20 protein-coding genes, 1 tRNA gene and 1 pseudogene are annotated in these 22,747 nt (G+C 66.8%); 14 read left to right on the top strand and 8 right to left on the bottom strand.

All coding sequences use genetic code 11. The features are described 5' to 3' along the window. Positions 1-422: 422 nt before the first annotated feature. Positions 423-1,385, top strand: a complete 963-nt coding sequence (locus tag NVS89_RS19765; protein WP_258734485.1) for a hypothetical protein — start codon at positions 423-425, stop codon at positions 1,383-1,385. A 121-nt stretch (positions 1,386-1,506) separates the two neighbouring features. Here NVS89_RS19765 and NVS89_RS19760 read toward each other — a convergent pair whose 3' ends face one another. Then, the gene (locus NVS89_RS19760; RefSeq protein WP_258734484.1) at positions 1,507-1,989 is read right to left on the bottom strand and encodes an Hsp20 family protein; all 483 of its coding nucleotides are present in this window, start codon (positions 1,987-1,989) and stop codon (positions 1,507-1,509) included. A gap of 312 nt (positions 1,990-2,301) precedes the next feature. On the opposite strand from NVS89_RS19760, the gene NVS89_RS19755 reads away from it, so the two are divergent. Together NVS89_RS19755 and NVS89_RS19750 are read left to right on the top strand one after the other, a co-directional pair. Continuing rightward, positions 2,302-2,646 carry a hypothetical protein gene (locus tag NVS89_RS19755; RefSeq protein ID WP_258734483.1) on the top strand — a complete coding sequence of 115 codons (345 nt, stop codon included), beginning with the start codon at positions 2,302-2,304 and terminating at the stop codon, positions 2,644-2,646. Positions 2,647-2,751: 105 nt separating this feature from the next. After that, entirely contained in the window at positions 2,752-3,693 is a 942-nt protein-coding gene (locus tag NVS89_RS19750) for an alpha/beta fold hydrolase (protein ID WP_258734482.1), read from the top strand. A 40-nt stretch (positions 3,694-3,733) separates the two neighbouring features. Here NVS89_RS19750 and hisN read toward each other — a convergent pair whose 3' ends face one another. Next, positions 3,734-4,519, bottom strand: a complete 786-nt coding sequence (gene hisN / locus NVS89_RS19745) for a histidinol-phosphatase (RefSeq protein ID WP_258734481.1) — start codon at positions 4,517-4,519, stop codon at positions 3,734-3,736. Positions 4,520-6,289: 1,770 nt separating this feature from the next. Next, entirely contained in the window at positions 6,290-7,177 is an 888-nt protein-coding gene (locus NVS89_RS19740) for an N-formylglutamate amidohydrolase (protein ID WP_258734480.1), read from the bottom strand. A 293-nt stretch (positions 7,178-7,470) separates the two neighbouring features. Here NVS89_RS19740 and cpdR point away from each other — a divergent pair, with 293 nt between their 5' ends. The 3 genes from cpdR to NVS89_RS19725 all read left to right on the top strand — a co-directional run bounded on the left by cpdR (position 7,471) and on the right by NVS89_RS19725 (position 8,641). Next, on the top strand, positions 7,471-7,830 hold the full coding sequence (gene cpdR, locus NVS89_RS19735) for a cell cycle two-component system response regulator CpdR (RefSeq protein ID WP_258734479.1): 360 nt from the start codon (positions 7,471-7,473) through the stop codon (positions 7,828-7,830). A gap of 140 nt (positions 7,831-7,970) precedes the next feature. Then, positions 7,971-8,045 (top strand) — tRNA-Val (locus NVS89_RS19730). A gap of 434 nt (positions 8,046-8,479) precedes the next feature. After that, complete coding sequence (locus NVS89_RS19725) at positions 8,480-8,641, top strand: hypothetical protein (protein WP_258734478.1); 162 nt, start codon at positions 8,480-8,482, stop codon at positions 8,639-8,641. A 126-nt stretch (positions 8,642-8,767) separates the two neighbouring features. On the opposite strand, the gene NVS89_RS19720 is transcribed toward NVS89_RS19725, so the two are convergent. From NVS89_RS19720 to NVS89_RS19705, 4 genes are all read right to left on the bottom strand, one after another. Then, the gene (locus NVS89_RS19720) at positions 8,768-9,898 is read right to left on the bottom strand and encodes a hypothetical protein (RefSeq protein WP_258734477.1); all 1,131 of its coding nucleotides are present in this window, start codon (positions 9,896-9,898) and stop codon (positions 8,768-8,770) included. A gap of 210 nt (positions 9,899-10,108) precedes the next feature. Then, positions 10,109-11,290: a GSCFA domain-containing protein gene (locus tag NVS89_RS19715; protein ID WP_258734476.1), complete on the bottom strand. Its 1,182-nt coding sequence runs from the start codon at positions 11,288-11,290 to the stop codon at positions 10,109-10,111. Between the two features lie 368 nt (positions 11,291-11,658). Beyond that, positions 11,659-12,594, bottom strand: a complete 936-nt coding sequence (locus NVS89_RS19710; RefSeq protein WP_258734475.1) for a cation diffusion facilitator family transporter — start codon at positions 12,592-12,594, stop codon at positions 11,659-11,661. Positions 12,595-12,639: 45 nt separating this feature from the next. After that, positions 12,640-13,155 carry an SH3 domain-containing protein gene (locus tag NVS89_RS19705; RefSeq protein WP_258734474.1) on the bottom strand — a complete coding sequence of 172 codons (516 nt, stop codon included), beginning with the start codon at positions 13,153-13,155 and terminating at the stop codon, positions 12,640-12,642. 376 nt (positions 13,156-13,531) lie between these two features. Between NVS89_RS19705 and NVS89_RS19700 the strand changes: the two genes are divergently transcribed. Next, positions 13,532-14,821, top strand: coding sequence for an Hsp70 family protein (locus tag NVS89_RS19700; protein WP_258734473.1), 1,290 nt, complete (start codon positions 13,532-13,534; stop codon positions 14,819-14,821). Positions 14,822-14,879: 58 nt separating this feature from the next. Here NVS89_RS19700 and NVS89_RS19695 read toward each other — a convergent pair whose 3' ends face one another. Further along, positions 14,880-16,415, bottom strand: coding sequence for a putative bifunctional diguanylate cyclase/phosphodiesterase (locus NVS89_RS19695; RefSeq protein ID WP_258734472.1), 1,536 nt, complete (start codon positions 16,413-16,415; stop codon positions 14,880-14,882). Between the two features lie 382 nt (positions 16,416-16,797). Between NVS89_RS19695 and NVS89_RS19690 the strand changes: the two genes are divergently transcribed. From NVS89_RS19690 to NVS89_RS19660, 7 genes and pseudogenes are all read left to right on the top strand, one after another. Next, positions 16,798-17,067, top strand: coding sequence for a hypothetical protein (locus NVS89_RS19690; RefSeq protein WP_258734471.1), 270 nt, complete (start codon positions 16,798-16,800; stop codon positions 17,065-17,067). 275 nt (positions 17,068-17,342) lie between these two features. After that, the gene (locus NVS89_RS19685) at positions 17,343-19,178 is read left to right on the top strand and encodes a M3 family oligoendopeptidase (RefSeq protein ID WP_258734470.1); all 1,836 of its coding nucleotides are present in this window, start codon (positions 17,343-17,345) and stop codon (positions 19,176-19,178) included. Further along, on the top strand, positions 19,175-20,173 hold the full coding sequence (locus NVS89_RS19680) for a heme-dependent oxidative N-demethylase family protein (RefSeq protein ID WP_258734469.1): 999 nt from the start codon (positions 19,175-19,177) through the stop codon (positions 20,171-20,173). The genes NVS89_RS19685 and NVS89_RS19680 overlap by 4 nt, the downstream gene beginning before the upstream one ends. Positions 20,174-20,257: 84 nt before the next feature. Continuing rightward, positions 20,258-20,755, top strand: a complete 498-nt coding sequence (locus NVS89_RS19675; RefSeq protein ID WP_258734468.1) for a DUF6790 family protein — start codon at positions 20,258-20,260, stop codon at positions 20,753-20,755. A gap of 63 nt (positions 20,756-20,818) precedes the next feature. Further along, a complete protein-coding gene (locus tag NVS89_RS19670) occupies positions 20,819-22,180 on the top strand; it encodes an ABC1 kinase family protein (protein ID WP_374114605.1) in 1,362 nt (453 codons plus the stop codon). A gap of 85 nt (positions 22,181-22,265) precedes the next feature. Next, positions 22,266-22,559, top strand: coding sequence for an aa3-type cytochrome c oxidase subunit IV (locus tag NVS89_RS19665; RefSeq protein ID WP_258734467.1), 294 nt, complete (start codon positions 22,266-22,268; stop codon positions 22,557-22,559). Positions 22,560-22,567: 8 nt separating this feature from the next. Next, a pseudogene (locus tag NVS89_RS19660) lies at positions 22,568-22,747 on the top strand (NAD(P)(+) transhydrogenase (Re/Si-specific) subunit alpha); the annotation flags it as partial.

The following is a 22,747-nucleotide window of genomic DNA, read 5'->3' as shown; positions in this document are numbered from 1 at the left end:
TTAGGGTCGCTTGCCGGCGTGCCGGACCCTCGTCCGCCTTCGCGCGGCCTTGACCCGCGAAGCATGCACGCCGTCGTCGAACTTGGCTAGCATCGACCGAGCCGTGCCTTGCACAGCGTCAGCCTATCGAAATTATAGGACAGCATGACTGCCCTATCAATCGCGAAGATGCCAGAATTGGCGCTCGCGCACAAGCGTCGCGCGCCTGTCGCCGATTGCGAATCTGCATTCTTCTTGCGGCGCCGGCGTCCGGCGCGCAACGAAAGGTAAGGCGCCTGCAACATTGGCGCAACGGAGTTGCCCGACGCTGGGGACGCATCGGGCGCGGCGGAGCGGGCGCGCGCGAGGTGACGCATGGTCGTGAGCGTGCCGCATTCGCGCGTTCCAATACGCCCGCTCTTAAGCTATTTCCGGAGGCTTCCATGGCGAAGCGGTCCGCCTCGCGATCCGTCATTCCCGTCCTCGTCGCGCCGCTTATCGCCGGCGCGGCCGTGGCCGCTGTGGCGACGCCGGCCGAGGCGCAGGTCTATTTCCGTCCCTATGCGCGCGTGTGGTCCGGGCCGATCTACGGTCCCCCGCCGGGCTATTACTATGGCCCGCCCCCGGCCTACGGTCCGCCGCCCGCCTATGACAACCCGGAGACGATGCCGCCGGCCGATGTCGAGCCGATGCTGCGCTCGATGGGCATGCGCGCCGTCGGGCGGGTTCGCGTGGACGGCAACACCTATGTGGTCGACGCCACCGATCCCGGCGGCTCGCGGGTGCGCCTGACCATCAACGCGTTCACGGCAGGCATCATCCAGGTGCGGCCCATCGGCCGGCCGGTCGGCCGGTCGAGCGGCGGTCCGGCGGTGGCGGCGACGCCCCCGGTGGGGCGCCCGGTCCTGCCGCCGGTCGGCCCCGTGCCGCCGGAGAAGCCGCCGGAATTCGCCGCGCTGACGCCGCCGGCGACGGGTCCGGCCGGCACCGCGCCCGCGGGTGCCGCGCCGGTCGAGGCGGCTCCCGTCGTGGCTGCGCCGGCGGACGCGAAGGATGAGGGCTCAGCCGCCGCCAAACCGGGGGATGCCCAGCCGGCGGAAGCCGCGCCGGCCGACGATGCCGCCAAGGCGCCCGGGAAGGCTGATTCGCCGCGTCCCGCCGATGCCAAGCCCCTGGATGCCAAGCCTGCGGCGCCGGCATCTTCTCAGACCGCGGTGCGGGTCATTCCCGGCATCGCTGTTCCGCCCGGCACCGAGCCGACACCGGTCGCCCCGGCCGCTTCGGCGACCGCGCCGAAGACCGGCAGCGGCACCGGCACCAGCGCTGCGGGCGCCAACACGGCGGCCGGCACCGCTTCGGTCATCGCCCGCGACACGGTGGAGCCGGCCCCGGCCGCCGCGCCGTAGCCGCCGGCAAGGGCCGCGCGGTCGAATGTGACCGCACCCCCGCGCCCAAACAAAAAGCGCCCCGGTTTCCCGGGGCGCCTCGTTTTCGTTCCGTACGGGTGCCGTCAGGCCGCGGCAATCGTCACGCCGCGACCTTGCCCTCGCTCGGCTTGGCCTCGAGGACGCGGGTGGCGCCGCCGCTGACCGCGATCGGAATGCTGCGGGGCTTCATCGCCTCCGGGATCTCGCGCACGAGATCGACATGCAGCAGGCCGTTCTGCAGCGTGGCCCCACGAACCTCGACATGGTCGGCGAGCTGGAAGCGGCGCTCGAAGGCACGCGCGGCGATGCCCTGATAGAGCACCTCGCCGGACTTGCCGGCGCCGTCGACCTTGCGGTCGCCGCGGATGGAGAGGGTGCTCTCCTTGACCTCGATGTCGAGGTCCTGATCGGTGAAACCCGCCACCGCTACGGTGATGCGATAGGCATTTTCACCGGTCCGCTCGATATTGTAGGGCGGATAGGTGGTGCCGCTTTCGACATTGCCGACCTGGTCGAGCATCGAAAAAAGACGGTCGAAGCCGACGGTCGAACGGTGGAGGGGGGTAAAATCAAACGTACGCATGGCATATCCTCACTTCAAGCGACATGCAGTCTGGAGGTCCTCTCAACTGAGCCGGACCCGGTTTGCGTACCGCCTTCTGGCCGGTACGAATGGGAGATAGGAAGCGCCCGGCGCCGCGCAAGAGGCGCGCATGCGGCGACGGACGGCGGAAGATGAACGGGCGATGAACGCCCGGCTCGGCGCGCGTTCAGTGCCGTGGGGCTAGGAAAAGGCTGCGGGAAAAGGCGGTAGCTGGCTCCCCCAGGCGGGGGAGGGGAGGTCGTGGAGGTGTCGACGCATCGTATTGCGTCCTTATTGGGATATTGGCGCAGGGTGTGGCTCGGTTTCGGGGCCATGGCCGGCGCCGCGCTGTGCCTCCTCGTGGTCGCCGGAAGCGGGACCGCGTTCGCCCAGCGGATGAGCCCGCCTCCCGGCCCCTTCGCGCCCTATGACGCCCCGCCCGCGCGCGGCAGCGGGCCCGGCGTCGATGGCGAGGGGGCGGCGCGCATGCTGCGGGCGCGCGGCTTCACCAATGTCTCGGTGATCCGGCGGCGCGGCCCGACCATCCTGCTCGAGGCCAACGGCCCGCGCGGCGAGCGCGTTCAGGTGGTGGTCGACAGCACCTCCGGCGCCATCAGCGGCATGAAGGTGATCGGCTACGGCGACAAGCGCTATTGAGCCGCCGGGCGGCCTGCCGGGCCGGCGGCGCCTTGTGGCGCCCGCGCACTGCGGTATAAGCCGCCTCCACCGTCTCCGCTTGTAACGAGAAGCCCGCAACCCGCCATGTTCCTCTATGCCACCATGGACAATCCCGTGCCCGAGGGTGCGGTGTGCGGCGGCGTGACAACGCAGGACGGCGTGCAGCTCCGCTTCGCGCGCTGGCGGCCGGCGAGCGTGAAGCACGGCACGGTGTGCCTGTTTCCCGGGCGCACCGAGAAGATCGAGAAGTATTTCGAGACGGTGCGCGACCTGACGCGGCGCGGCTTCGCCGTCGCGGCGATGGACTGGCGCGGGCAGGGCGGCTCGCAGCGCCTGCTGCGCAACCCGATGAAGGGCCATGTCGGCTCGTTCGACGAGTACCAGAACGATCTGCAGGCCTTCATGCGCCAGATCGTGCTGCCCGACTGCCCGCCGCCCTATTTCGCGCTCGCCCATTCCATGGGCTCGGCCATCCTGCTCGATGCGGCCCGGCACGGGCGGCGCTGGTTCGACCGGATGATGCTGGTCGCGCCGATGCTCGACCTGTCGCTGCTGAAGCACGACGTGGCGGCGCGGCGCATGGCGCGGCTCTGCGCGGGCGTGGGCATGTCGAGCTTCTACGTGCCGCGCGGGCGCAAGGTGCGGCTCGACGAGGTGCATTTCGAGGGCAACCGCCTCACCTCGGACCCGATGCGCTTCGCCCGCAACCTCACCATCACCATGGAACAGCCCGGCCTCGATGTCGGCCCGCCGACCATCGGCTGGGTGCGGGCGGCGTTCCAGCTCATGGACACGCTGACCGACCCGGCGACCGCGCGGAAGATCCGCCAGCCGCTGCTGATGGTGGCGGCGGGGGCGGACAGCATCGTCTCGACGCCGGCCATCGAGCATCTGGGCACGCGGCTGATCGCGGGCGCTCATCTGGTGATTCCCGGCGCCCGGCACGAACTGCTGCAGGAGCGCGACGTCTATCGCGAGCCGCTCTTCGCCGCCTTCGACGCCTTCATTCCCGGCAGTGGTGGCTGATCCGGGCGGCTGATCCGGGCCACCTGTTCAGGCGTCTCGTTCAGGCGTTCTGCAGCACCGCCAGCGCGGCCTCGTGCACGCGCCTGTCGCCGGCGACGACGACGCGGCCCGAGGAGAGGTCGCTCTCGCCTTCCCAGCTCGTGACGACACCGCCCGCGCCCTCGATGATCGGCACCAGCGGCAGGATGTCGTAAGGCTTGAGGTTGGTCTCGACCACGAGGTCGACATGGCCGGCGGCGACCATGCAATAAGCGTAGCAGTCGCCGCCATAGCGCGGCAGGCGCACGCGGCGCTCCACCTCGACATAGCGGGCGCGGTCGGCCTCGTTCATCAGCAGCGGGCTGGTGGTGAGCATGATCGCTTCCTCGAGCCCCGCGCAGGCACGCACGGCGAGACGCCGCTCGCCCGCCGGCCCGCGATAGCGCGCGCTCGCGCCGTCGCCGTAGAAGCGTTCGCGGATGAAGGGCTGGTGCATCATGCCGTAGCAGGGCCGGCCCTCGCGGCACAGGCCGATCAGCGTGCCCCAGGCCGGCAGGCCGGCGATAAAGGACTTGGTGCCGTCGATCGGGTCGAGGATCCAGACGAAGTCGGCGTCCGGGCTGTCGTCCGGGAATTCTTCGCCGCGCACGCCGTGCGAGGGAAAAGTGCGGCGGATCAGCGTGCGCATCGCCTGCTCGGCGGCGCGGTCGGCGGCGGTGACAGGATCGAAAGCCGTGCCACGGCTCTTGTCCTCCACCCCGAGCGCGGTGCGGAAGAACGGCAGGATGGCCTGCCCCGAGACATTGGCCAGCTCGTGCACGAAGCTCTCGAAGTCCACCGCACTCATGTCAACGCTCCGGTCGATCCCACATCGCGGCCCCGTCCCGGCAACGCCGAGCGGACCGGCCAAGCCATATCGGGCGGCGCCGGGCTCGGCAACGACGGCGTGGAGATAAGGGGAGGGGAAGGCGGCGCGGGACCTAGCGAAGGGCGCATAATGAGGGGCGCTCCTCAATTTCGCCGTATCGGCCACCCATCTCTCCTTGCGTCGCGTCCCGCGTGGCGCGCATGGCTGCTATTCCAGCAAGACCAAGGATTAGGCACTGACTCCCATTGCTATCGGGAAGTGAAGCTGCCATATTATTGCAGCGCGGCAGGGCGATTGGCGTTGCCCTCCCGCTGCCCTCCTTGGGCGTTTCCTCCCTAGACTTGGGCCGCTCCGGCAACGTGAGCGGCCCCTTTCTTTTTAGGCACCCAACTGAAAAATCAGGGTTTTTCGCTGCGCGGCCATTCGGGTCGCGAAACGGGACGGTGCGGGCATGCCGGTTAAATGCCCCAAGGTCAGGTTAAGGCCCAACCATTTCTGCCGTACTCGGGCCCGGATGCGCACACCGGGCGCGAATTGATTTATTCGCGCCTCTCGTTCCGCCGTCTGGTTTCGCTTCTTTCGTTTCTCAGCTTGCCTTTTGTGCGTTGCACAGCTATACATATCGCACTGCGGAAGCTTGATTGGCGTCTCGCTTCCGTATGCCCTCCTTGGGCGTTTCCTCCCTAGACTTGGGCCGCTCCCGCTTTGCGCGAGCGGCCTCTTTCTTTTCGGGCCATGGCGTCCGTGCGGCGGGGAGGCGTCGCCGCGGACGACGCGTCGAGCAATCTCCAGAAACGTGGCCTGATACCGTCTGTTCGCGCAGTCTCACCTGGCGCGTCCCGGCCGATCCGTGGCGAGTCGGCGCTCCCAGCTCGTTTAGGGTGGTACATTCGCTCGATGAGGCATGCGCGAGGGGAATGGGTGACCTTCGCGCGATGGGAGACGCTTCGCTCAAGGGGCGAGCGGCTCGACCACCGCCCACCATCGGCAGACGGTGGCGGCTTCGATCGCCGATCCGCCAAAGCACGCCTCATCTCAGGGCCATTGCGCTCGGCAGAACCCGGGCGCAGTGGCGTCCGCTCTCGCGAGATCCCGCGCAAACGGCTGAAAAGCAAGCGGTTCGGGCCACAAGCCGCGGCGCAGATACGAATCGATGAAGGGAAGGGGGCGGATAAGGGGAATGCACCTGGCGCCATGTCCTCGACCCCATGGCGCCCCGGTGCCTGCCATCCTCCAGGACGAGGGACGGCAGCCTTTTCGCGGTCAGAAACGCGACATTAAAGTCACACTGCGTGGCTAGGTGTATTTGGTATGCCAGAAAATGACGCGCGTGCCTTGATTATTCCGCAATGCACATACATCTTCATGTTCGTACGCAGCGATTGGCGTCGCTTCGTACAGCCCTCCTTGGGCGTTTCCTCCCTAGACTTGGGCCGCTCCCGCTTTTGCGCGAGCGGCCTCTTTCTTTTGTGCCGGACCTCAGGATCACCGCGGGCGGTTCATGTCCGCCTTTTCCCGGTTCCCGTTTCGTGGTCCCGACACCCAAGAAGGGCGACTCAGGATCAGAGGCGCTCGCCCGCTCCGCGTCTTCGCGGTTATGACCTCCAGAGAGGTGGGGAAGCGTCCGCCCGATCCGAGCGTGCAGAATTCGTATAGCCCTCATGCTCAAAATGCAAGGCTGTTATGCCTCATTTTGCATCAGGCAATAAGATTTTTGAAATGATGCCGGCAAAGCGTTGTGCAACAACGCTATTCGGCGGCATGGCGGGCCGGCGCGAGCTCGATCTGCGCGATGCGCGAAAGCGCCTGCGCCACATCCAGAAGGTCCTGGCGCAGCGCGTCGAAGCGTTCGGACGCCTGGTAAGTGGGCTCGTCCATATAGAGCGCGCGGTTGATCTCGATCTGGAGCGCGTGCATGCCCGAGGCGGGGTTGCCGTAATGCTCGGTGATGAAACCGCCGGCATAGGGCTTGTTGCGCACCACCGAATAGCCGCGCCGGCGCAGCTCGGTCTCCATGATGTCGGGCAGCACCGGCGCGCAGCTCGTGCCGTAGCGGTCGCCGATGACCATGTCGACGCGCGAGCGCTCGTCCCGATGGCAGCCGGAGGGCATGGAGTGGCAGTCGACCAGCACGGCGACGCCGAATGCGCGCTGCATCTGCACCATGCGCTGGCGCAGTGCCCGGTGATAGGGCTTGTAGAGCGTCTCGATGCGCACGATCGCGTCGTCGATCGGAATGCGCCGGGCATAGATCTCCTGCGCCTCGCCGACGATGCGCGCGATGGTGCCGAGGCCGCCGGAGACGCGCATCGAGCGCGTATTGGCGAAGGCGGGCAGGCGGCCCTCGAACATGCGCGGGTCGAGCTCATAGGGCTCGCGGTTGAGGTCGAGATAGCAGCGTGGGAAATGTGCGCGCATGAACGCCATGCCGGACTGGGTGACATCGCGGAACAGTGCGTCGACCAGCGTGTCCTCCGAGCGCCGCAGCGTCTGCAGCGGCAGGCGCGACTGCTCGACGAAGGCGCGGGGGTAGATCACGCCGCTATGGGGCGAATTGAACAGAAACGGGGCAGTGAGCCTTGCCGGCTCCACGATCTCGAAGGTCGGATCGACCATATCTGCGATGACGGCCATCATTCTGTCAGACCAGCACGAACCCACTCTTGATCCGGCACGTGGGCACGCGCCACGCTCATCCCGCCGTCGATCCCGCCTGTCTAGCATGGCCGCTCCGGTCACGGAACGCCTCAATGCACGGCCGGGCAGGCGAGGTGAACACGTCGCCGAGAGGCGGGCGAGTTGAAGCGGCGCGGTTAAGAATGCCATGATCCCGCCCCGATTCACGATGTGCTAAGAGCACCGGGAGTACCGAAGGGGGAAAGGCGGTGGCCCAGCCCCGCGGATAGCCGAATCAGACCAAGGTGCAAGGGATGCTGAAGATCCTGCTCGCCGAAGACGACAACGACATGCGGCGTTTCCTCGTGAGCGCGCTGCAGAAGGCGGGCTATGAAGTCGTCTCGTTCGACAATGGCCGCTCGGCCTATGACCGGCTCCGCGAGGAGCCGTTCGAGCTGCTGCTTACCGACATCGTCATGCCGGAGATGGATGGCATCGAGCTGGCGCGCCGCGCCACCGAGCTCGACCCGGACATCAAGGTGATGTTCATCACCGGCTTCGCCGCCGTGGCGCTGAACGCCGACAGCCAGGCCCCGAAGGACGCCAAGGTGCTTTCCAAGCCCTTCCACCTGCGCGATCTCGTCAACGAGGTCGGCAAGATGCTGGCGGCCTGAGGCCCGAGGCGGGGACAAAGGCTGGGGGCAGCCGCACGCGACCTTCCGGGGTCACTTGCGCGGCATCGGGCTTCTCGATATAGGGGAGCCCCGCCCGACGAGGCCGGCGCCGAAAGGACGGCACTCGCGGGAAACGGAATGGGCGCGTAGCTCAGCGGGAGAGCACTACGTTGACATCGTAGGGGTCACAGGTTCAATCCCTGTCGCGCCCACCATTCCAATCCCAACACTATCAACGCCTTACGGCATCGGAAGCATTCTTCCCGCGGTTCGCGTGAACCGGTCGATGCCGCATTCGAGTGACGTCGCCGCCTTGTGCAGGTAGCCGGCGAGAATCGCGCATACGCCTTTCGGGTGATCGCGACGTTCGAATGTCCGAGGATTTGCGCGATCCATCGGAGCGCCATCCTCGGCCATGTGCACCGCGGCGTCATGGCGCAACATAAGCGGCGACAACACTTTCCCGACGCCTGCCTTCGGCTGATTTCGCCAGAGATCGCTTTACAGATCCGCCGGAAGGCGAGGGCCGAGCGCCCCTACGAGCGGCGGTCTTTTTCGTGATAGCGTGCCCACATGACAGATCACGCACTCGCCTACCGGATCATGACCGTGCGCCATAGGGGCGCACCGGGAATGACCGGAGGCAAACATGAACTTCAAGCGCAAGCGTCCCAAGTCGGGCCGCGCCGGGTGTCTGCTGTGTAAACCCTGGAAGCGTCAGGGCACCTGTCTGCACCAGCGCGACAAGTTCTCGGATTGGAAGCGCAAGCAGGCAGCGGATCGCCAGATCAGCGAGTTCCGCTGCGAATGAGATGACGCCAAGACGCTGGAGATGGCCGTGGAAATCGCCGTCTTGGCCATGGCGGGCACGGCGGCGGTTTCCATCCACATCCCCTGGCCGATCATGACGGGGCGGGCGCACGCTTGCGATGCGCCCTCAGGGCTTCGCGACCTCGAAGATCAGGGCCCAGTTGTCGAGGCGGCGCGTCGTTCCAGACACGTCCGTATAGCTGTCGCCATCGCCCTCGCTGTCGCGCAGATTGCCCCGCGGGCCATATTCGCGGCCGCCCCGCGCGGGGTCGCCCGGGCGGCCGAACGCATAGGTCAGCCGGCTGCCGCTCGGCACGGGCCGCGCAAAGGATATGAGCACCTCGTCGGGCGCCACGATGGTCACGCCGGTAATGGCGTCGGGAATGAGCTGCTCGTCCGGCGTCCACAGGTCGAAACCCATATTCGGGACGGCGGCGACCCATTGCGTGTCGAACGCCAGCGGGCCATGCGGCACCGCGAAACGCAGGCGAACGCCGTCGGCGCTCCAGCTTGCATTCGCGAGGTCCAGCGCAAGAGGCGGCACGGGCGCGTGCCCCATCCGGGCATGAACCAGCTTCGCCAGGGCGCGACCGTAATATTTGCCGATCTCCTGATAGGTGAGGTTCGTCGCGTGAATGTCGTCGCGAAAATCGCCGATGTAGAGCGGAAGAACGCAGAAGATGTCGGGATTTGAATGCGCGGCGCTCCTGATCGCCAGCGCGATTTCCGGGCGGAACGGCGTTTCCGGCTTTCCCCGCGCGAGATAGGCCAGCTGGCTGGCGGGCTGGTAGGCGAGCAAGGGCGGCGACCATTCCTGCCCGGAGATGCGGCGGGCGTCCGCTGAAATCGCTTCGGTGAGCAAGGCCAGCTTGGAGGCGTAGGCGGCGCCCGAGGTGCCGCGCAGCTGGTCGGTCTCTCCATGCGACCAGAGGGTGGCGAGGTAGAGATAGGCGCGCCCCTGCGCGGCAGACAGCGTCTTTCCCGCGCGGATCATCTGCAGCAGCCGGCGGTAGTTGCCCGTGTCGGGCAGCAGGCCGACGAGGCGGGCGCCGGCGCGCCCCGCGCTCGAGCCGAGCAGGGTGACGTCCAGCTGGTCCGGCTCCACCCCCTTCAACCGCGAAAAGGTCCGCACGAACATATCGGCGGCGGCGGCAATGCCGGTCTCCCCGCGGCTGTGGTCGTCCGCCTCGGCCAGCGGCACCAGCGCATCGAGCTCGACGTGGCCGTCGACCGGCGGCCGGATGCCCTGCGCGAACATGAGGCTGCCGAAGCTCGGCCGGGTCGTCACCGCCGGGGTGCCCAGCACGCCGATCGACAGGCTCTGGCCATAGCCGGATATCTGCCAGATCGGCCGGGAGTCGGCCGCGGCCACGCCGATCTGGCAGATCATCACCGCCCAATAAAAGGAGAGCCCCCTCCCGATCAGGGAGAGGGCCCGACGATGGAAGGCCACGCTAGATGCCTCGGATCATTCGGCCGCGACGGCGGTCGCCTTTTCAGCACGCGCCGCCGCCCTGCGGGCGGAGACGGCGGCGATTCTCTGGGCCACCCGCTCCTGGATGCGCGCCTGCTTGCGCTGAAGGCGGCGCTCCTCACGCTTGGCTTCGGGGCTGGCCTCCACCTCGACCTCGGTCTTCTCCTTCATGGCGACGGCGGCGTGGCCGAGCGTGCCGATCAGGTTGTCGAGCCGTTGCGCCTTGTCCAGCGCGGCCTGCAGATCGGCCTTGGGCAAGGCCGGATCGCAATAATAATGCTCGAATATCTTCATGTTGAAGTTGAGGATGTGCCGATAGACGTGCCGCCTGTCCTCGGTCCACTGATTGTTGAAGGCGTACATGACGATATCGTAGCTCGGGAAATAGAACAGCCGATCGTCCGCCGGGGCGGTCTCGAGCATGAATTCGTCGACGGCCGAGCGGATCGTCGCCTTGGACACGGCGTTGGCGGACAGACACGCGACCGGGCGGAACGTCGCCGTGAGGGGGATCGGCGACACCGTGAAGATGATCGTCGCTTCGGGCCGGAAGTAACGGATAAGCTCGTGGATGGCCTTGATGTTGGCCAGCGTCTCGGCGTGCGTCGCCACGCGAAACTTGTGGCGCTCGGGATCGTAGCGGTCCTTGGGAATGGCGCGCCAGAACACTTCGCCCGTCGGCTCGTCGTACCAGATCTCGCTCAGGCCGAGCGTGATGACGAAGACCTCGGCTGTATCGAACAGCTCCTTCGTATCGGCGCGAGCCGCTTCGCTGTAGCCGAATTCCTCAGCGCTGTAGCCGTGCCAGAGATCGAGCGACGGCGTCTTGTTCAGCCAGGCCCATTCGAACTGCTGGCGAATGGCGTAGGTGTGCACCATGCCATCGCCCATCTGGGTCACATAGGCCTTGCTGGCCTTCTTCGTAAGAATATTGAAGCCGCGATCGTGAAGATAATTGCTGATGTTGGCTGCGAAGCATGAGCCGAAAGCAACGATGGGCGTGCTCTTGGTGACAAATCCGCTTTTCGGCATAAAGCCGTGAGTCATATATTGATCGATGGCATAATTCTTCTTCAACGACTGATCGTTCGGGTAGAAATTCGTTGTGGAGCCTCTGAAAAACGAGCCGCTTGTCCTACGCTTTACGCCATCCTGCTCGACGACAATTCTGCTCATAATATTTTCCTCCGGAAGGAAGGTGGAAAGGCTCATCAGTCGTTGGGACGAAGTTAACTGTCAGAAAACTGGGCAGTCAAGCGACCGTAATATGACACGGCATTATGATGCCATCTCACCCCGCGTAATCTCAATGCAAAGAAAATCGGTCCATTATACGATGGAAATCAGTCCATTCTCATGTAACGAACGCTCAATCGATGCTGCGGAGCCGGTTATATGGTGAGGTTTTGCCTTGGATATGAGCGCATGCCGGATTCGTGGGCAATCAGAGACGCAACAGCCGAGGCCCGAGATCGGCGGACGTGGTCTTGTCATGGATGGGCGGTGGAGCGGGTCAAGCTGCTCTTCGCGAGCGCGCCGAGGCTCTACGACGTCGTTGCAGCGCGGGGCGTCGGCGAGCGGCGGACCGGCCGCACGAAGATCCTGCGGATGGAAGGTTCTCTTTCGCGAAGCCGGGCACTCAGATCCCACACGGCCGCCTCTATGTCGTCGCTGGTCATATCGTCCCGGAAATCGATCGAGATGCCGAGCAGTATGTCCGATGGGCCGAGATGCATGCTCAGTATCTCCTCGACCTTCAGGATCCGGGGATCGCGATCGAGCACGGAACTGACCTCCTCGAGGACCTCGGAGGAGGCGCTTTCGCCCGTCATCAGGCTCAGCGTTTCGCGGGCGAGGAAAACGGCCGTAAGCACGAGAACCAGCCCGATGGCTATCGAGGCGGCCGCGTCGAAACGCGGCTCGTCGAGAGCGTAGTCCAGGGCGAGCCCGACGGCGGCGAGGCCGAGGCCGAGCAGTGCGGCGGCATCCTCGCAGAAGATCGAGAAAATGCTCGGGTCCTTGCTGCCTCGCAAGGCATCCATGATGGGCTTTGCCGGCTGGCTCTGCCGCAACTCGCGCCAGGCGACGCGAAGGGTGGCCGCTTCTATGGCAAAGCTGATGCCGAGCACGGCGAAGTTTATCCACGGATCGCGGATCGGCTCGGGCGCGGTCAGGCGAATGACGCCCTCATAGATCGACACGGCGCCGCCCAGGGCGAAGATCATGAGCGCGACCACGAACGCCCAGAAGTAGATCTCCATGCCGTGTCCGAACGGATGCTTGCGCGTCGCGGGGCGGGCGGAACGGTGGAGACCGAACAGCAGGAGGCCTTGGTTGCTCGTATCGACGAGCGAGTGAAGCGCCTCGCTGAACATCGCGCTCGACCCCGTCCACCACGAGGCGACGAACTTGGTGGCGGCGATGGCGAGATTGCCTGCCAGGGCGGCGTAGATCACCACTGTCGAGCTGCCGGACTTCACGGGTGGTTCCTTCCTGAACTTCCACGCAGGTAACGTTTCCCGACGCTAGAATATCTCTGCCGGGTATACGCCCCAGAGGCGAATTTCGGGGACGAAGCCCTCCAGCCCATGCCCTACGACCTGGACATGGCACCAGCCCTGGCGGCAACTGGTCGGACGCACAAGGACATTTGCTTCCAACCGGGCAAGCAGTTGCGCCTTTGAGCTGGCAGCTTCTCGCAGATCGACCAGCCTTCCGCCCCGCACCCGAATGGCGGCAAAGCGGCGATCCGAAAGCATCACCGCATGGATCCAGCCCACGGCGCCCGTATTATCGCGAATGCGCCGCCAGTTCCCATAGCGATAGACCACCTCGACCGGCCATCGGGCGCGCTTGAACACCCATTTGACCGGGTAGGAGAAGCCGGGTCCGACACGGACATTGGTGATGCTGCTCTTGAGGGACACGAAATACGGCAGTTCGGCCGGCGCCCCGAAAGCCGGCGCAGGCACGGCGCTCATGACCGCCATCAGGGCGGTGGCAACCACGATCAGCCATGCGCGATATGGGGCTGCGAACAACCCGCCCGCCCTCGAACTCGCCAGGCTTCCAACCGCACCACGGGGCCGAGACCGGGGGCGACCCGGGCGCAGACGGTCCATTGCGGTGAGGAGCAGATCGCGATCCATATAGCGTCTTCGATCCGAAGGGGATCATCGAGCGTCGGCAGGCGGCGGTTAAGGGACCATTAAACCATGGGACCGGTGACGCTAACCCCCGATGCACGCGCGTGGCGGTTCGTGGCGGCAGCCGGCGAGGTCCGCGGGCCGGCGAACGGAACATCCCACGGCTCCGCCCGGATCGCCGGCCGATGGCGGAACCTGCCGCTTGTGCTGCAGCGCACCATGAGCTAGCAAGCCCGTCCCCTTCCAAGCCCGCACCCTGCAAGGAGGTCCCATGACCGCCTGTGGCCTCGATTTCGGCACTTCCAACACGACGCTCGGCGCCATGGGAAGGGGCGGACCGCGACTGGTGGCGCTGGAGGACGGAGCGGATACGCTGCCGAGCGCCATCTTCTTTCCGCGGACGGGCACGCCGATGGTTGGGCGGGCCGCAATGGCGGCCTATGTCGCCGGCGAGCACGGGCGCCTGATGCGGGCCCTCAAATCGGTGCTCGGCACCTCGCTGGTGGACGAGACGACCGCCGTCGGCCGTGTCCGGCTCAGCTTCCGCGGCGTGATCGCCGCCTATCTCGCCGAGGTGAAGGCGCGGGGCGAACGCTCCGTGGGAGAGGAGCTGACACGCGTCGTGCTCGGTCGGCCGGTGCATTTCGTCGACGATGACGCGGCAGGCGACGCGCGCGCGCAGGACGTGCTCGGTGCCATTGCCCGCGACATCGGCTTCCGGGACATCTCGTTTCAGTTCGAGCCCATTGCCGCCAGTCTCGACTATGAGCGGCAGGTCGAGGGCGAGGAACTGGCGCTGATTGCCGATATCGGCGGCGGCACGTCCGACTTTTCCATTGTCCGCATTTGCCGGGCACGGTCGGGCGAGGCGGATCGCGCGTCCGACATCCTGGCGAATGAGGGCGTGCGCATCGGCGGGACGGATTTCGATCGCCGCCTTTCCCTCTCGATGGTCATGCCCCTGCTCGGCCATGGCAGCCCCCTGAAGCGCGAGGGCCTTTCGATGCCGGCCGGCATCTATCAGGACCTCGCCACCTGGTCCGCGATCAACCGGCTCTATGATGGGCGGACGGCCCGCACCATCCGTGAGCTCGAACGCGATGCCGCCCGCCCGGAAATGGTCCGCCGCCTGGCAAGGGCGATCGAGGACGAGCGCGGGCACGGCCTGGCGCTCGATGTCGAAGCCGCGAAGATCCGCGTGGCGGAGGCGGGCCGGACCAGCCTCGATCTCGCCATGCTGGAGGCGGGGCTGTCGGTCGGCATCGCCCATGAGGATCTCGTGGAGCACACCGGGGCGCTTGCCGAGCGCATCGCGCGGCAGATTTCCACGTGCCTGGCCGCGGCGGGCCTCGCACCCGACGACATAGACGCCTTGTTCCTCACCGGAGGATCGACCCACCTGTCGCATGTGCGGGAGGCGATCTGCGCGTGCGTGCCGCAAGCGCGCGTGGTCAAGGGCGACACGTTCGGCTCCGTCGGTACCGGGCTCGCGATCGAGGCCGGCCGGCGCTACGGCGAGACAGAGGCCGCGCGGCCTCTTTCCTGCGGTTCGACGAACTGAAGAACCTCTCCGCCCGCCGGAAGGGCGAGGCGCGTGGTGTAGTCCGCGCGCCGATGCCTCAATTCGCCAGCGAGACGTTCTCGGAATTGCGCTGGCTGTCGATGAGATAGGCGGGGACCGCCTCCGCCGGCATGGGGCGCCCGAACAGGTAGCCCTGCCCGAGATAGCAGCCCATCGCGCGCAGCATCTGGTACTGCTCGTCGGTCTCCACGCCTTCGGCCAGCATCGAGATCTCCAGCACGCGGCCGAGCTCGAGCACGGAACGGACGATCTTGGACTGCTTGTCGTTCTCCATGAAATTGGCGGTGAACTGACGGTCGATCTTGATCTTGTCCAAGGGAAGCTGGGCGAGCTGGGCGAGGCTCGAATAGCCGGTGCCGAAATCGTCGAGCGCGATGCGCACGCCGACGGCGCGCAGCTGGTCGAGAATGCGGACGGTCTCGCCGATGTCGCGGATGATCGCCGACTCGGTGATCTCGATCGAAAGCCGCTGCGGCGGGAAGTCGACCTCCTTCAGGATCCGCAGCAGCCGGTTGCCGAGGAACTGGTCGCTGAGCTGGCGCGGCGAGATGTTGAAGGCGAGGATCAGGTTGGCGGGCCAGTTGCGCGCCGCCAGGCAGGCCTTGCGCAGCAGCTTGTCCGACAGGTCGGTGATGAGGCCGGCATTCTCGGCGGTGCGGATGAAAACGTCCGGCGGCACGAAGCTGCCATCCTGCCGCTGCCAGCGCGCCAGCGTCTCGAAGCCGTAGACCGTGCGGTTGTTGAGCCGGACCAGCGGCTGGAAATAGGGCATCAGCGTATCGTTCGCGATGGCGTCGCGCAGCTCGGTCTCGATGCGCAGCCGCTCGGCCAGCGTCTCGGCCATCTGCGGGTCATAAGCGCAGGGCACGGACGATTTCCTGCGCTTGGCCTCCTGCATCGCCATTTCCGCCTGGAGCATCGCGGTGGCGAAATCCCCTGCGGCGGATAAGGACGCGAAACCGATGGCGGCCGACGTCTCGAGGCAGATGCCGTCGATGTTCTGCGGCTTGTGGGTGACGGTGGCGATGCGGCCTCCGAGATCGCCCACGTTCTCCCACGCTACGTCGGAGACGACGACGAACTCGTCGCCACCCTGCCGCGCGATCAGGGCGCCGGGCGCCGTCTCGCGCAGGCGCTGCGCGAAACCGGCGAGGAACTGGTCCCCACCATGATGGCCGACAAGGTCGTTGACCTGCTTGAAATCGTTGATGTCGAGCAGGAAGACGGTGGTGAAACGGCCTTTGCGGGCGACGACATCCGCCAGTTTCATCTCCACGAAGCGGCGATTGGGCAGGTCCGTGACGAGGTCGTGGAACGCCGCGTATTCGGCTCGCTCCTCGGCTTCGCGGCGGCGGTGGATCTCCTCGTTGAGGTCGACCAGCCGCAGCACCGCATAGCCCATCGCCGCCAGGCCGACGACGATCAGCGCCATGAAGATCTCGTCGGCCTGCCAGTTCTCGTTCGTGACGAGAAAGTCATGCACCCAGTCGTAAAAATTGGTCGCCAGCGCCAGCAGATAGGCGCAGATGGCGACAACGGCGACGATCAGGGCGTCACGAATAGCCTTCGACATGGCGCACTCAACTTCCAGTCCTGCCGGCGCGTCAAACCTTTCCGTACGTCACAGATCAGCGACGGTGTTTGATCGACATCAATATCCCGGGCAAGACGGCACGAGCGTGGCACGTCCACGAGCCCATTCTGAAGATGCCGGACCCCTTTCGTCCGCTGAGACCATGACAGTATCGCAAATAGGTCGACGGTACGAGAAGGGAAGATAATCCGCCCTTCGTCGTGGTGGAGGTGCCTGCGTGTTCATCGCCGACCAAGTTTCCGGCCGCTCCCGCAGGAGACCTGTCCACGGGGAACCGTATTCCCCATGACGCGCAGCCGGCACGAAACAAATTCGAGATCTATTCGTTGTCAGGGCAACGTGACTTCTACGGGAGGCAGACATGATCTCGAAGACGATTTCCATCGCAGTTCTTGCCGCGACCTTCGCGCTGCCGGTCACCGTTTCCGTGCCGGCCTACGCGACGTCCACTTCGACCAAGCCGCTGCCGAAGATCGGCAGCTATGAGCAGCGCGACGTGCTGGAGCGCGAGCGCGTGCGTCGCAAGCAGGTCCAAGACAACCGTCACAACGGCCTGTTCGAGCCGCTCACGGCCCCGCTCTATCAGGGGCGCAACTCGCCGGTGCAGCGGGTGGAGCGGGCGTTCGACTGACGCAGGTTCGACCGACGCAGGTTCGCCTGCCGGTTCGATTAGCCAACAAGAATGACGGGCTGCGCGTGGCTGTGAAGGCCGGGCGCGGCCCGTTTTCCGTGCGGCTTCAGCGGTTGCGATTGCAGGGGAAGCGGCGCCGGTTGGCCGCGTGAGGGCGCGGGCTGGCGCCGGAAACGGGAGCCGTGGGGGGAACACGGATGCGTATGGCGGATTGATAGGGCGCCCGCCCGCACGATATCAGTGACTTCAAGCCGCCTTTTCCCGCCGGAGTGACCATGCCCTTCCGCTTTGCCGTCCCCGCCCTCCATTCGCCCGACGCCGCTGCCATGAGCCTCGGCAACCTGCCGCAATGGGATCTGACCGATCTCTATCCGGGCATGGAATCCCCGGAGCTGAAGGCCGACCTCGACATCTGTGGCGCCGAATGCACCGAATTCGAGGAGGCCTATAAGGGCAAGCTCGCGGGCGTGCTCGACGGCGCCGATGCCGGCGAGCAGATGGCGCTGATCGTCGAGCGCTACGAGAAGATCGAGGACCGGCTCGGGCGCCTCTATTCCTATGCCGGGCTCGTCTATTCCGGCGACACCACCGACCCGGTGCGCACCAAGTTCTACGGCGACGTGCAGGAGAAGCTGACCGACGCCTCGACGCATCTGCTGTTCTTCACGCTGGAGCTGAACCGGCTCGACGACGCGAAGATGGAGGCGGCGCTCTCGAGCCCGGCCTTCGCCCGCTACCGGCCGTGGATCGAGGACGTGCGGGCCGAGAAGCCCTACCAGCTCGAGGACCGCATCGAGCAGCTCTTCCATGAGAAGGGCGTCACCAGCCGCGGCTCGTGGAACCGTCTGTTCGACGAGACCATCGCCGGCCTGCGCTTCGAGGTGGACGGCCAGAGCCTGCCGCTCGAGCAGACGCTGAACTATCTCGCCGAGCCGGACGAGGAGAAGCGGCGCCTTGCCGCCGAGGCGCTGGCGAAGGTGTTCAACCAGAATTTGCGCCTGTTCACCCTCATCACCAACACGCTGGCCAAGGACAAAGAAATCTCCGACCGCTGGCGCGGCTTCGAGGACATCGCCGATTCCCGCCATCTGGCGAACAGGGTCGAGCGCGAGGTGGTGGACGCGCTGGTGTCCTCCGTCCACGACGCCTATCCGCGCCTCGCGCACCGCTACTACAAGCTGAAGGCCAAGTGGTTCGGCAAGGACCGGCTCGACTTCTGGGACCGCAACGCCCCGCTGCCCAAGGTCGAGACCCGGCCGATCGGCTGGGAAGAGGCGCGCGACACGGTGCTGGGCGCCTATTCCAGCTTCTCCCCGCGCATGGCGGACATCGCCCGCACCTTCTTCGACAGCAGCTGGATCGACGCCGGCGTGCGCCCTGGCAAGGCGACCGGCGCCTTCGCCCACCCCACCGTGCCCTCCGCCCACCCCTATGTGCTGCTCAACTACATGGGCAAGCCGCGCGACGTGATGACGCTCGCCCACGAGCTCGGGCACGGCGTGCACCAGGTGCTGGCGGCGCCGAACGGGGCGCTGATGGCGCCGACCCCGCTGACGCTGGCCGAGACCGCCTCGGTGTTCGGCGAGATGCTGACCTTCCAGCGCCTGCTGGCCGCCGCGCCGGACCCGAAGGCGCGCAAGGCGATGCTGGCCTCGAAGGTCGAGGACATGATCAACACGGTGGTGCGCCAGATCGCCTTCTACACTTTCGAGCGTCGCATCCACACCGAGCGCAAGTCCGGCGAGCTGACCGCCGAGCATATCTGCCGGATCTGGATGGAAGTGCAGGGCGAGAGCCTGGGCGACGGCATCCTGCTGGGGCCGGGCTATGAGAGCTACTGGGTCTATATCGGCCACTTCATCCATTCGCCCTTCTACGTCTATGCCTATGCCTTCGGCGACTGCCTGGTGAACTCGCTCTACGCGGTCTACGAGAACGCGGCGGAAGGCTTTGCCGAGCGTTATCTCGCCATGCTGGCGGCGGGCGGCACCAAGCATCATTCCGAGCTGCTGAAGCCGTTCGGGCTCGACGCCCGCGACCCGGCGTTCTGGCAGACCGGGCTGAACCTCATCGAGCGCATGATCGCCGAGCTCGAGGCGCTGGAGGAGTGACCCGCGCCGAGGCGGGCGACGCCGTTCCCGACGCGCCCGCCCCGAAACAGGGCGACCCTGAGCAGGCCGGCCCGGAACCGGCTGCGCCGGAGGCTCCTGCCTTCGTCCACACGCCCTATGACGGCTCCCGCCAGGCATTCGCCATCGCCCTCGCGCCGCTTGATCTCGACGAATGGATCGAGCCGGACCCGCATCTCGCCCGGCATCTCGCCGAGCGCGAGGCGTTGCTGGACCAGCGGTGTGCCGTGGTGTTCCGCGAGGAGGCGTCGAGCCGGGACGCGCAGCGTGAGGCGCTCTTGCTCATCATCGACCATGTGGCGGCGCGCTGGCCGGCGATCTACCGGCTCGAGGACCGGCGCCTCACCGTCGTGCCGACGGGCCGCAGCTTCGATCTGGACGATGAGGGCGAGGCGCCGCTGGCGATCGCCGGCCGGATCGTGCCCGACGACCTGCTGATCCTGACGCGCGGCGAGGCCGGCTACAGGCTCACCGCCGCCGTGCTGTGCTTTCCCTCCGCCTGGTCGCTCGCCGAGCGCTTCGGCCAGACGCTGGACGGCCTGCACGAGGCGGTGCCGGGTTATCAGGCGAAGCTGTCGCGGGTGATGAACCGCATCTTCGAGAATCTGAAGGTCGACCAGCCGGTGTGGCGGGTGAACTGGTCGATCTATCCCGACGACGCGCTTCACCACCCCGAATCCAAGGAACGCCCGCGCGACTGGTTCGCCGACCCGGACGATCCGGCGCCCGAGGCCTTCGTGCGGGTCGAGCGGCAGACCCTGCGCCGCATGCCGGCGAGCGGTGACATGCTGTTCACCGTGCGCATCCATGTCGACCCGTTCAGCGCCTTCCGGCGCCACCCGCAGGGCAGGGAACTCGCGGCCTCCCTGCGCGAGCAGATCCTCGCGCTCGACCCGGACCAGCTCGCCTACAAGGCGCTGACCGAGCACCGCGACGCGGTCGCGGACGCGCTGGAGCGCATCGCCCGCGGCGGGTAGCTCGTCGGCATCGGACCGGCACGCGCGGCAGTCCCTTTCGGCGCGAAAACGCACTACATTGGCGGCAGCGAAGGGGAGGTGGGGATGGTCTTCTGGGTTCCGCTGCTGGCGTGGGGCGCCGCGCTCTTCGTCGCCATCTACATGGTGCTGAAAGGCCCGCGCCCGATCACGATCGGGCGGGTGATCGACCAGCTGCTGCGCTATATCCTCGTGTTCCCGGTCGGGCTGATGGGGCTGTGGGCGTTCATGGGCCACGTCTTCTTCGCCGAGCAGGCGGCGGCCGCGATCGGCTGGGCGACCAGCCCGTTCCAGTTCGAGGTCGGCATGGCCAATCTCGGCATCGGCCTCGCCGGCATCATCGGCGCCTTCGTGCGCTCGGCCGGGTTCCGCGCCGCGGTGGGGGTGGTGATGGTCGGCTTCCTGGGCGGCGCCGGCGTCGGCCACATCGTGCAGATCGCGCAGACCGGGAACATGGCCGCCGGCAATGCCGGGCCGATCCTCTACACCGACTTCCTCACCCCCATCGCCGTGCTCGGCCTCCTGCTGCTGCAGAAGCTGTTCTTCCGGGCCCCCGCGGCGTGAGGCCCGTTCCGCTTGCGCGGCGCCGCGCCCGGCCTATCTAGAGCGCGTAGCTGCGAGATCATCGTGACCGACGGACCCGACCGCGAAGCCAATCGCCTTTCCGCCCGCGCGGCCCGCTATGCCCGGGTGGGCACCCAGGTGGGCGGGGTGGCCGCCCGCATCGCCGGCACGCGCTTCCTCGGCCTCGAAGGGCGGCGCGGGGGCAATGCGGCGGCGCTGGCGAGCGCGCTCGGCGGGCTGAAGGGGCCGATCATGAAGGTCGCCCAACTCATGGCGACCATCCCCGACGCGCTCCCGCCCGAATATGCCGCCGAGCTCGCCACGCTGCAGAGCCAGGCTCCGCCCATGGGCTGGGCCTTCGTCAAGCGGCGCATGATGGCCGAGCTCGGCCCCGACTGGATGGCGCGCTTCGCCTCCTTCGACAAGGAGCCGGCGGCCGCCGCCTCGCTCGGCCAGGTGCACCGCGCCCGCGCCCTCGACGGCACCGAGCTCGCCTGCAAGCTGCAATATCCCGACATGCAGTCCGCCGTGGAGGCGGATCTGCGCCAGCTCGAATTCGTCTTCGCCATCCACCGGCGCATGGACCCGGCGATCGACACCAGCGAGATCGCGCAGGAGATCGGCGAGCGGGTGCGCGAGGAGCTGGACTATCGCCGCGAGGCGGCCCATGCAGCGCTCTACGCCCACATGCTCGCGGACGAGCCCGCGGTGCGCGTACCCCGCACCCATCCGGACCTTTCCACCGGGCGCCTGCTCACCCTCGACTGGCTCGAGGGGCGGCGCATGCTCGACTTCACCGAGGCGCCGCTGGAGAGCCGCAACCGGCTGGCGCGCGCCATGTTCGCCGCCTGGTGGGTGCCGTTCAGCCGCTTCGGCGTGATCCATGGCGACCCGCATCTGGGCAACTACACCGTGTTTGAGGAGGCGGGGGAGCCGTCGGGCATCAACCTGCTGGACTATGGCTGCATCCGCATCTTCCCGCCCCGCTTCGTCGGCGGCGTGGTCGACCTCTATCGCGGCCTGCAGGCGGGCGACGAGGCGCGGGTGGTGCACGCCTACGAGACCTGGGGTTTCCGCGGCCTCAAGCGCGAGCTGATCGACGTGCTCAACATCTGGGCGCGCTTCATCTACGGCCCGCTGCTCGACGACCGCGTGCGCACCATCGCCGACGGCGTGGCGCCGGGCGAGTACGGCCGGCGCGAGGCCTTCACCGTGCACCGCGCGCTGAAGGAGAAGGGGCCGGTGCGGGTGCCGCGCGAGTTCGTCTTCATGGACCGCGCCGCCATCGGGCTCGGCGGGGTGTTCCTGCATCTGAAGGCCGAGCTCAACTTCCACGCGCTGTTCGAGCAGGCGATCGCCGACTTCTCGATCGAGGAGGTGACGGCGCGTCAAGGCGCCGCGCTCGCGGGCGCGGGTCTGGCCTGAGCCGAGGCCGAGGTGACGTTGCCGGAAGGGGCGTCTTCCGTTAAAGCGGATGCTCGCGTTGGTTATTCCTTTGGAGGGGGTCGAGATGGCCGATCACGGAGCGCCTGAATACGCCACGGCTGACGGCAACGACTACGCCGAGCACACCGGTACCTATCACCTCTTCACCAAGATGACGCTCGTCGGCACGCTGGGCGTGGCCTGCTTCATGCTCTCGCTGGCCCTCGGCGGGGCGAACGGCCACTGGGGCCTGTTCACCATCGGCACCCTGGCCTCCGTCGCCGTGACCGCCATCGGGCTCGCCTCCGAGGACGGCAAACCGAAATTCCTGTTCGGCCTGCTCGCCATCCTCGCCTTCCTCCTCATCCTTACTTCCTGAGTTCGATCATGCGTATAGCTGTTGTCAAAGAGAGCTCTGGTTCGGAGCCACGGGTTGCCGCGTCCCCGGACACGGTTAAGCGTTATGTGGGCCTTGGGGCTGACGTTGTGGTTTCGTCGGGTGCGGGTTCGGCGTCGGGCGTGGGCGACGGGGAGTATGAGGGCGCGGGGGCGTCGGTGGTGGCGGAC

Source organism: Ancylobacter mangrovi, from assembly GCF_024752355.1.
Classification (GTDB): Bacteria; Pseudomonadota; Alphaproteobacteria; order Rhizobiales; family Xanthobacteraceae; genus Ancylobacter; species Ancylobacter mangrovi.
Note: the sequence above shows the minus strand (reverse complement) of the source record. Positions and strands in the feature narration are given on the sequence as shown.

Bases quoted from the DNA above. Each gene is read 5' to 3' on its own strand.
- cpdR (WP_258734479.1), top strand. From the start codon at position 7,471: ATGCTGAAGATCCTGCTCGCCGAAGACGACAACGACATGCGGCGTTTC.
- NVS89_RS19760 (WP_258734484.1), bottom strand. From the start codon at position 1,989: ATGCGTACGTTTGATTTTACCCCCCTCCACCGTTCGACCGTCGGCTTC.
- NVS89_RS19720 (WP_258734477.1), bottom strand. From the start codon at position 9,898: ATGTTCGCGCAGGGCATCCGGCCGCCGGTCGACGGCCACGTCGAGCTC.
- NVS89_RS19665 (WP_258734467.1), top strand. From the start codon at position 22,266: ATGGCCGATCACGGAGCGCCTGAATACGCCACGGCTGACGGCAACGAC.
- NVS89_RS19740 (WP_258734480.1), bottom strand. From the start codon at position 7,177: ATGATGGCCGTCATCGCAGATATGGTCGATCCGACCTTCGAGATCGTG.
- hisN (WP_258734481.1), bottom strand. From the start codon at position 4,519: ATGAGTGCGGTGGACTTCGAGAGCTTCGTGCACGAGCTGGCCAATGTC.
- NVS89_RS19750 (WP_258734482.1), top strand. From the start codon at position 2,752: ATGTTCCTCTATGCCACCATGGACAATCCCGTGCCCGAGGGTGCGGTG.
- NVS89_RS19675 (WP_258734468.1), top strand. From the start codon at position 20,258: ATGGTCTTCTGGGTTCCGCTGCTGGCGTGGGGCGCCGCGCTCTTCGTC.
- NVS89_RS19765 (WP_258734485.1), top strand. From the start codon at position 423: ATGGCGAAGCGGTCCGCCTCGCGATCCGTCATTCCCGTCCTCGTCGCG.
- NVS89_RS19715 (WP_258734476.1), bottom strand. From the start codon at position 11,290: ATGAGCAGAATTGTCGTCGAGCAGGATGGCGTAAAGCGTAGGACAAGC.
- NVS89_RS19695 (WP_258734472.1), bottom strand. From the start codon at position 16,415: ATGTCGAAGGCTATTCGTGACGCCCTGATCGTCGCCGTTGTCGCCATC.
- NVS89_RS19725 (WP_258734478.1), top strand. From the start codon at position 8,480: ATGAACTTCAAGCGCAAGCGTCCCAAGTCGGGCCGCGCCGGGTGTCTG.
- NVS89_RS19685 (WP_258734470.1), top strand. From the start codon at position 17,343: ATGCCCTTCCGCTTTGCCGTCCCCGCCCTCCATTCGCCCGACGCCGCT.
- NVS89_RS19700 (WP_258734473.1), top strand. From the start codon at position 13,532: ATGACCGCCTGTGGCCTCGATTTCGGCACTTCCAACACGACGCTCGGC.
- NVS89_RS19690 (WP_258734471.1), top strand. From the start codon at position 16,798: ATGATCTCGAAGACGATTTCCATCGCAGTTCTTGCCGCGACCTTCGCG.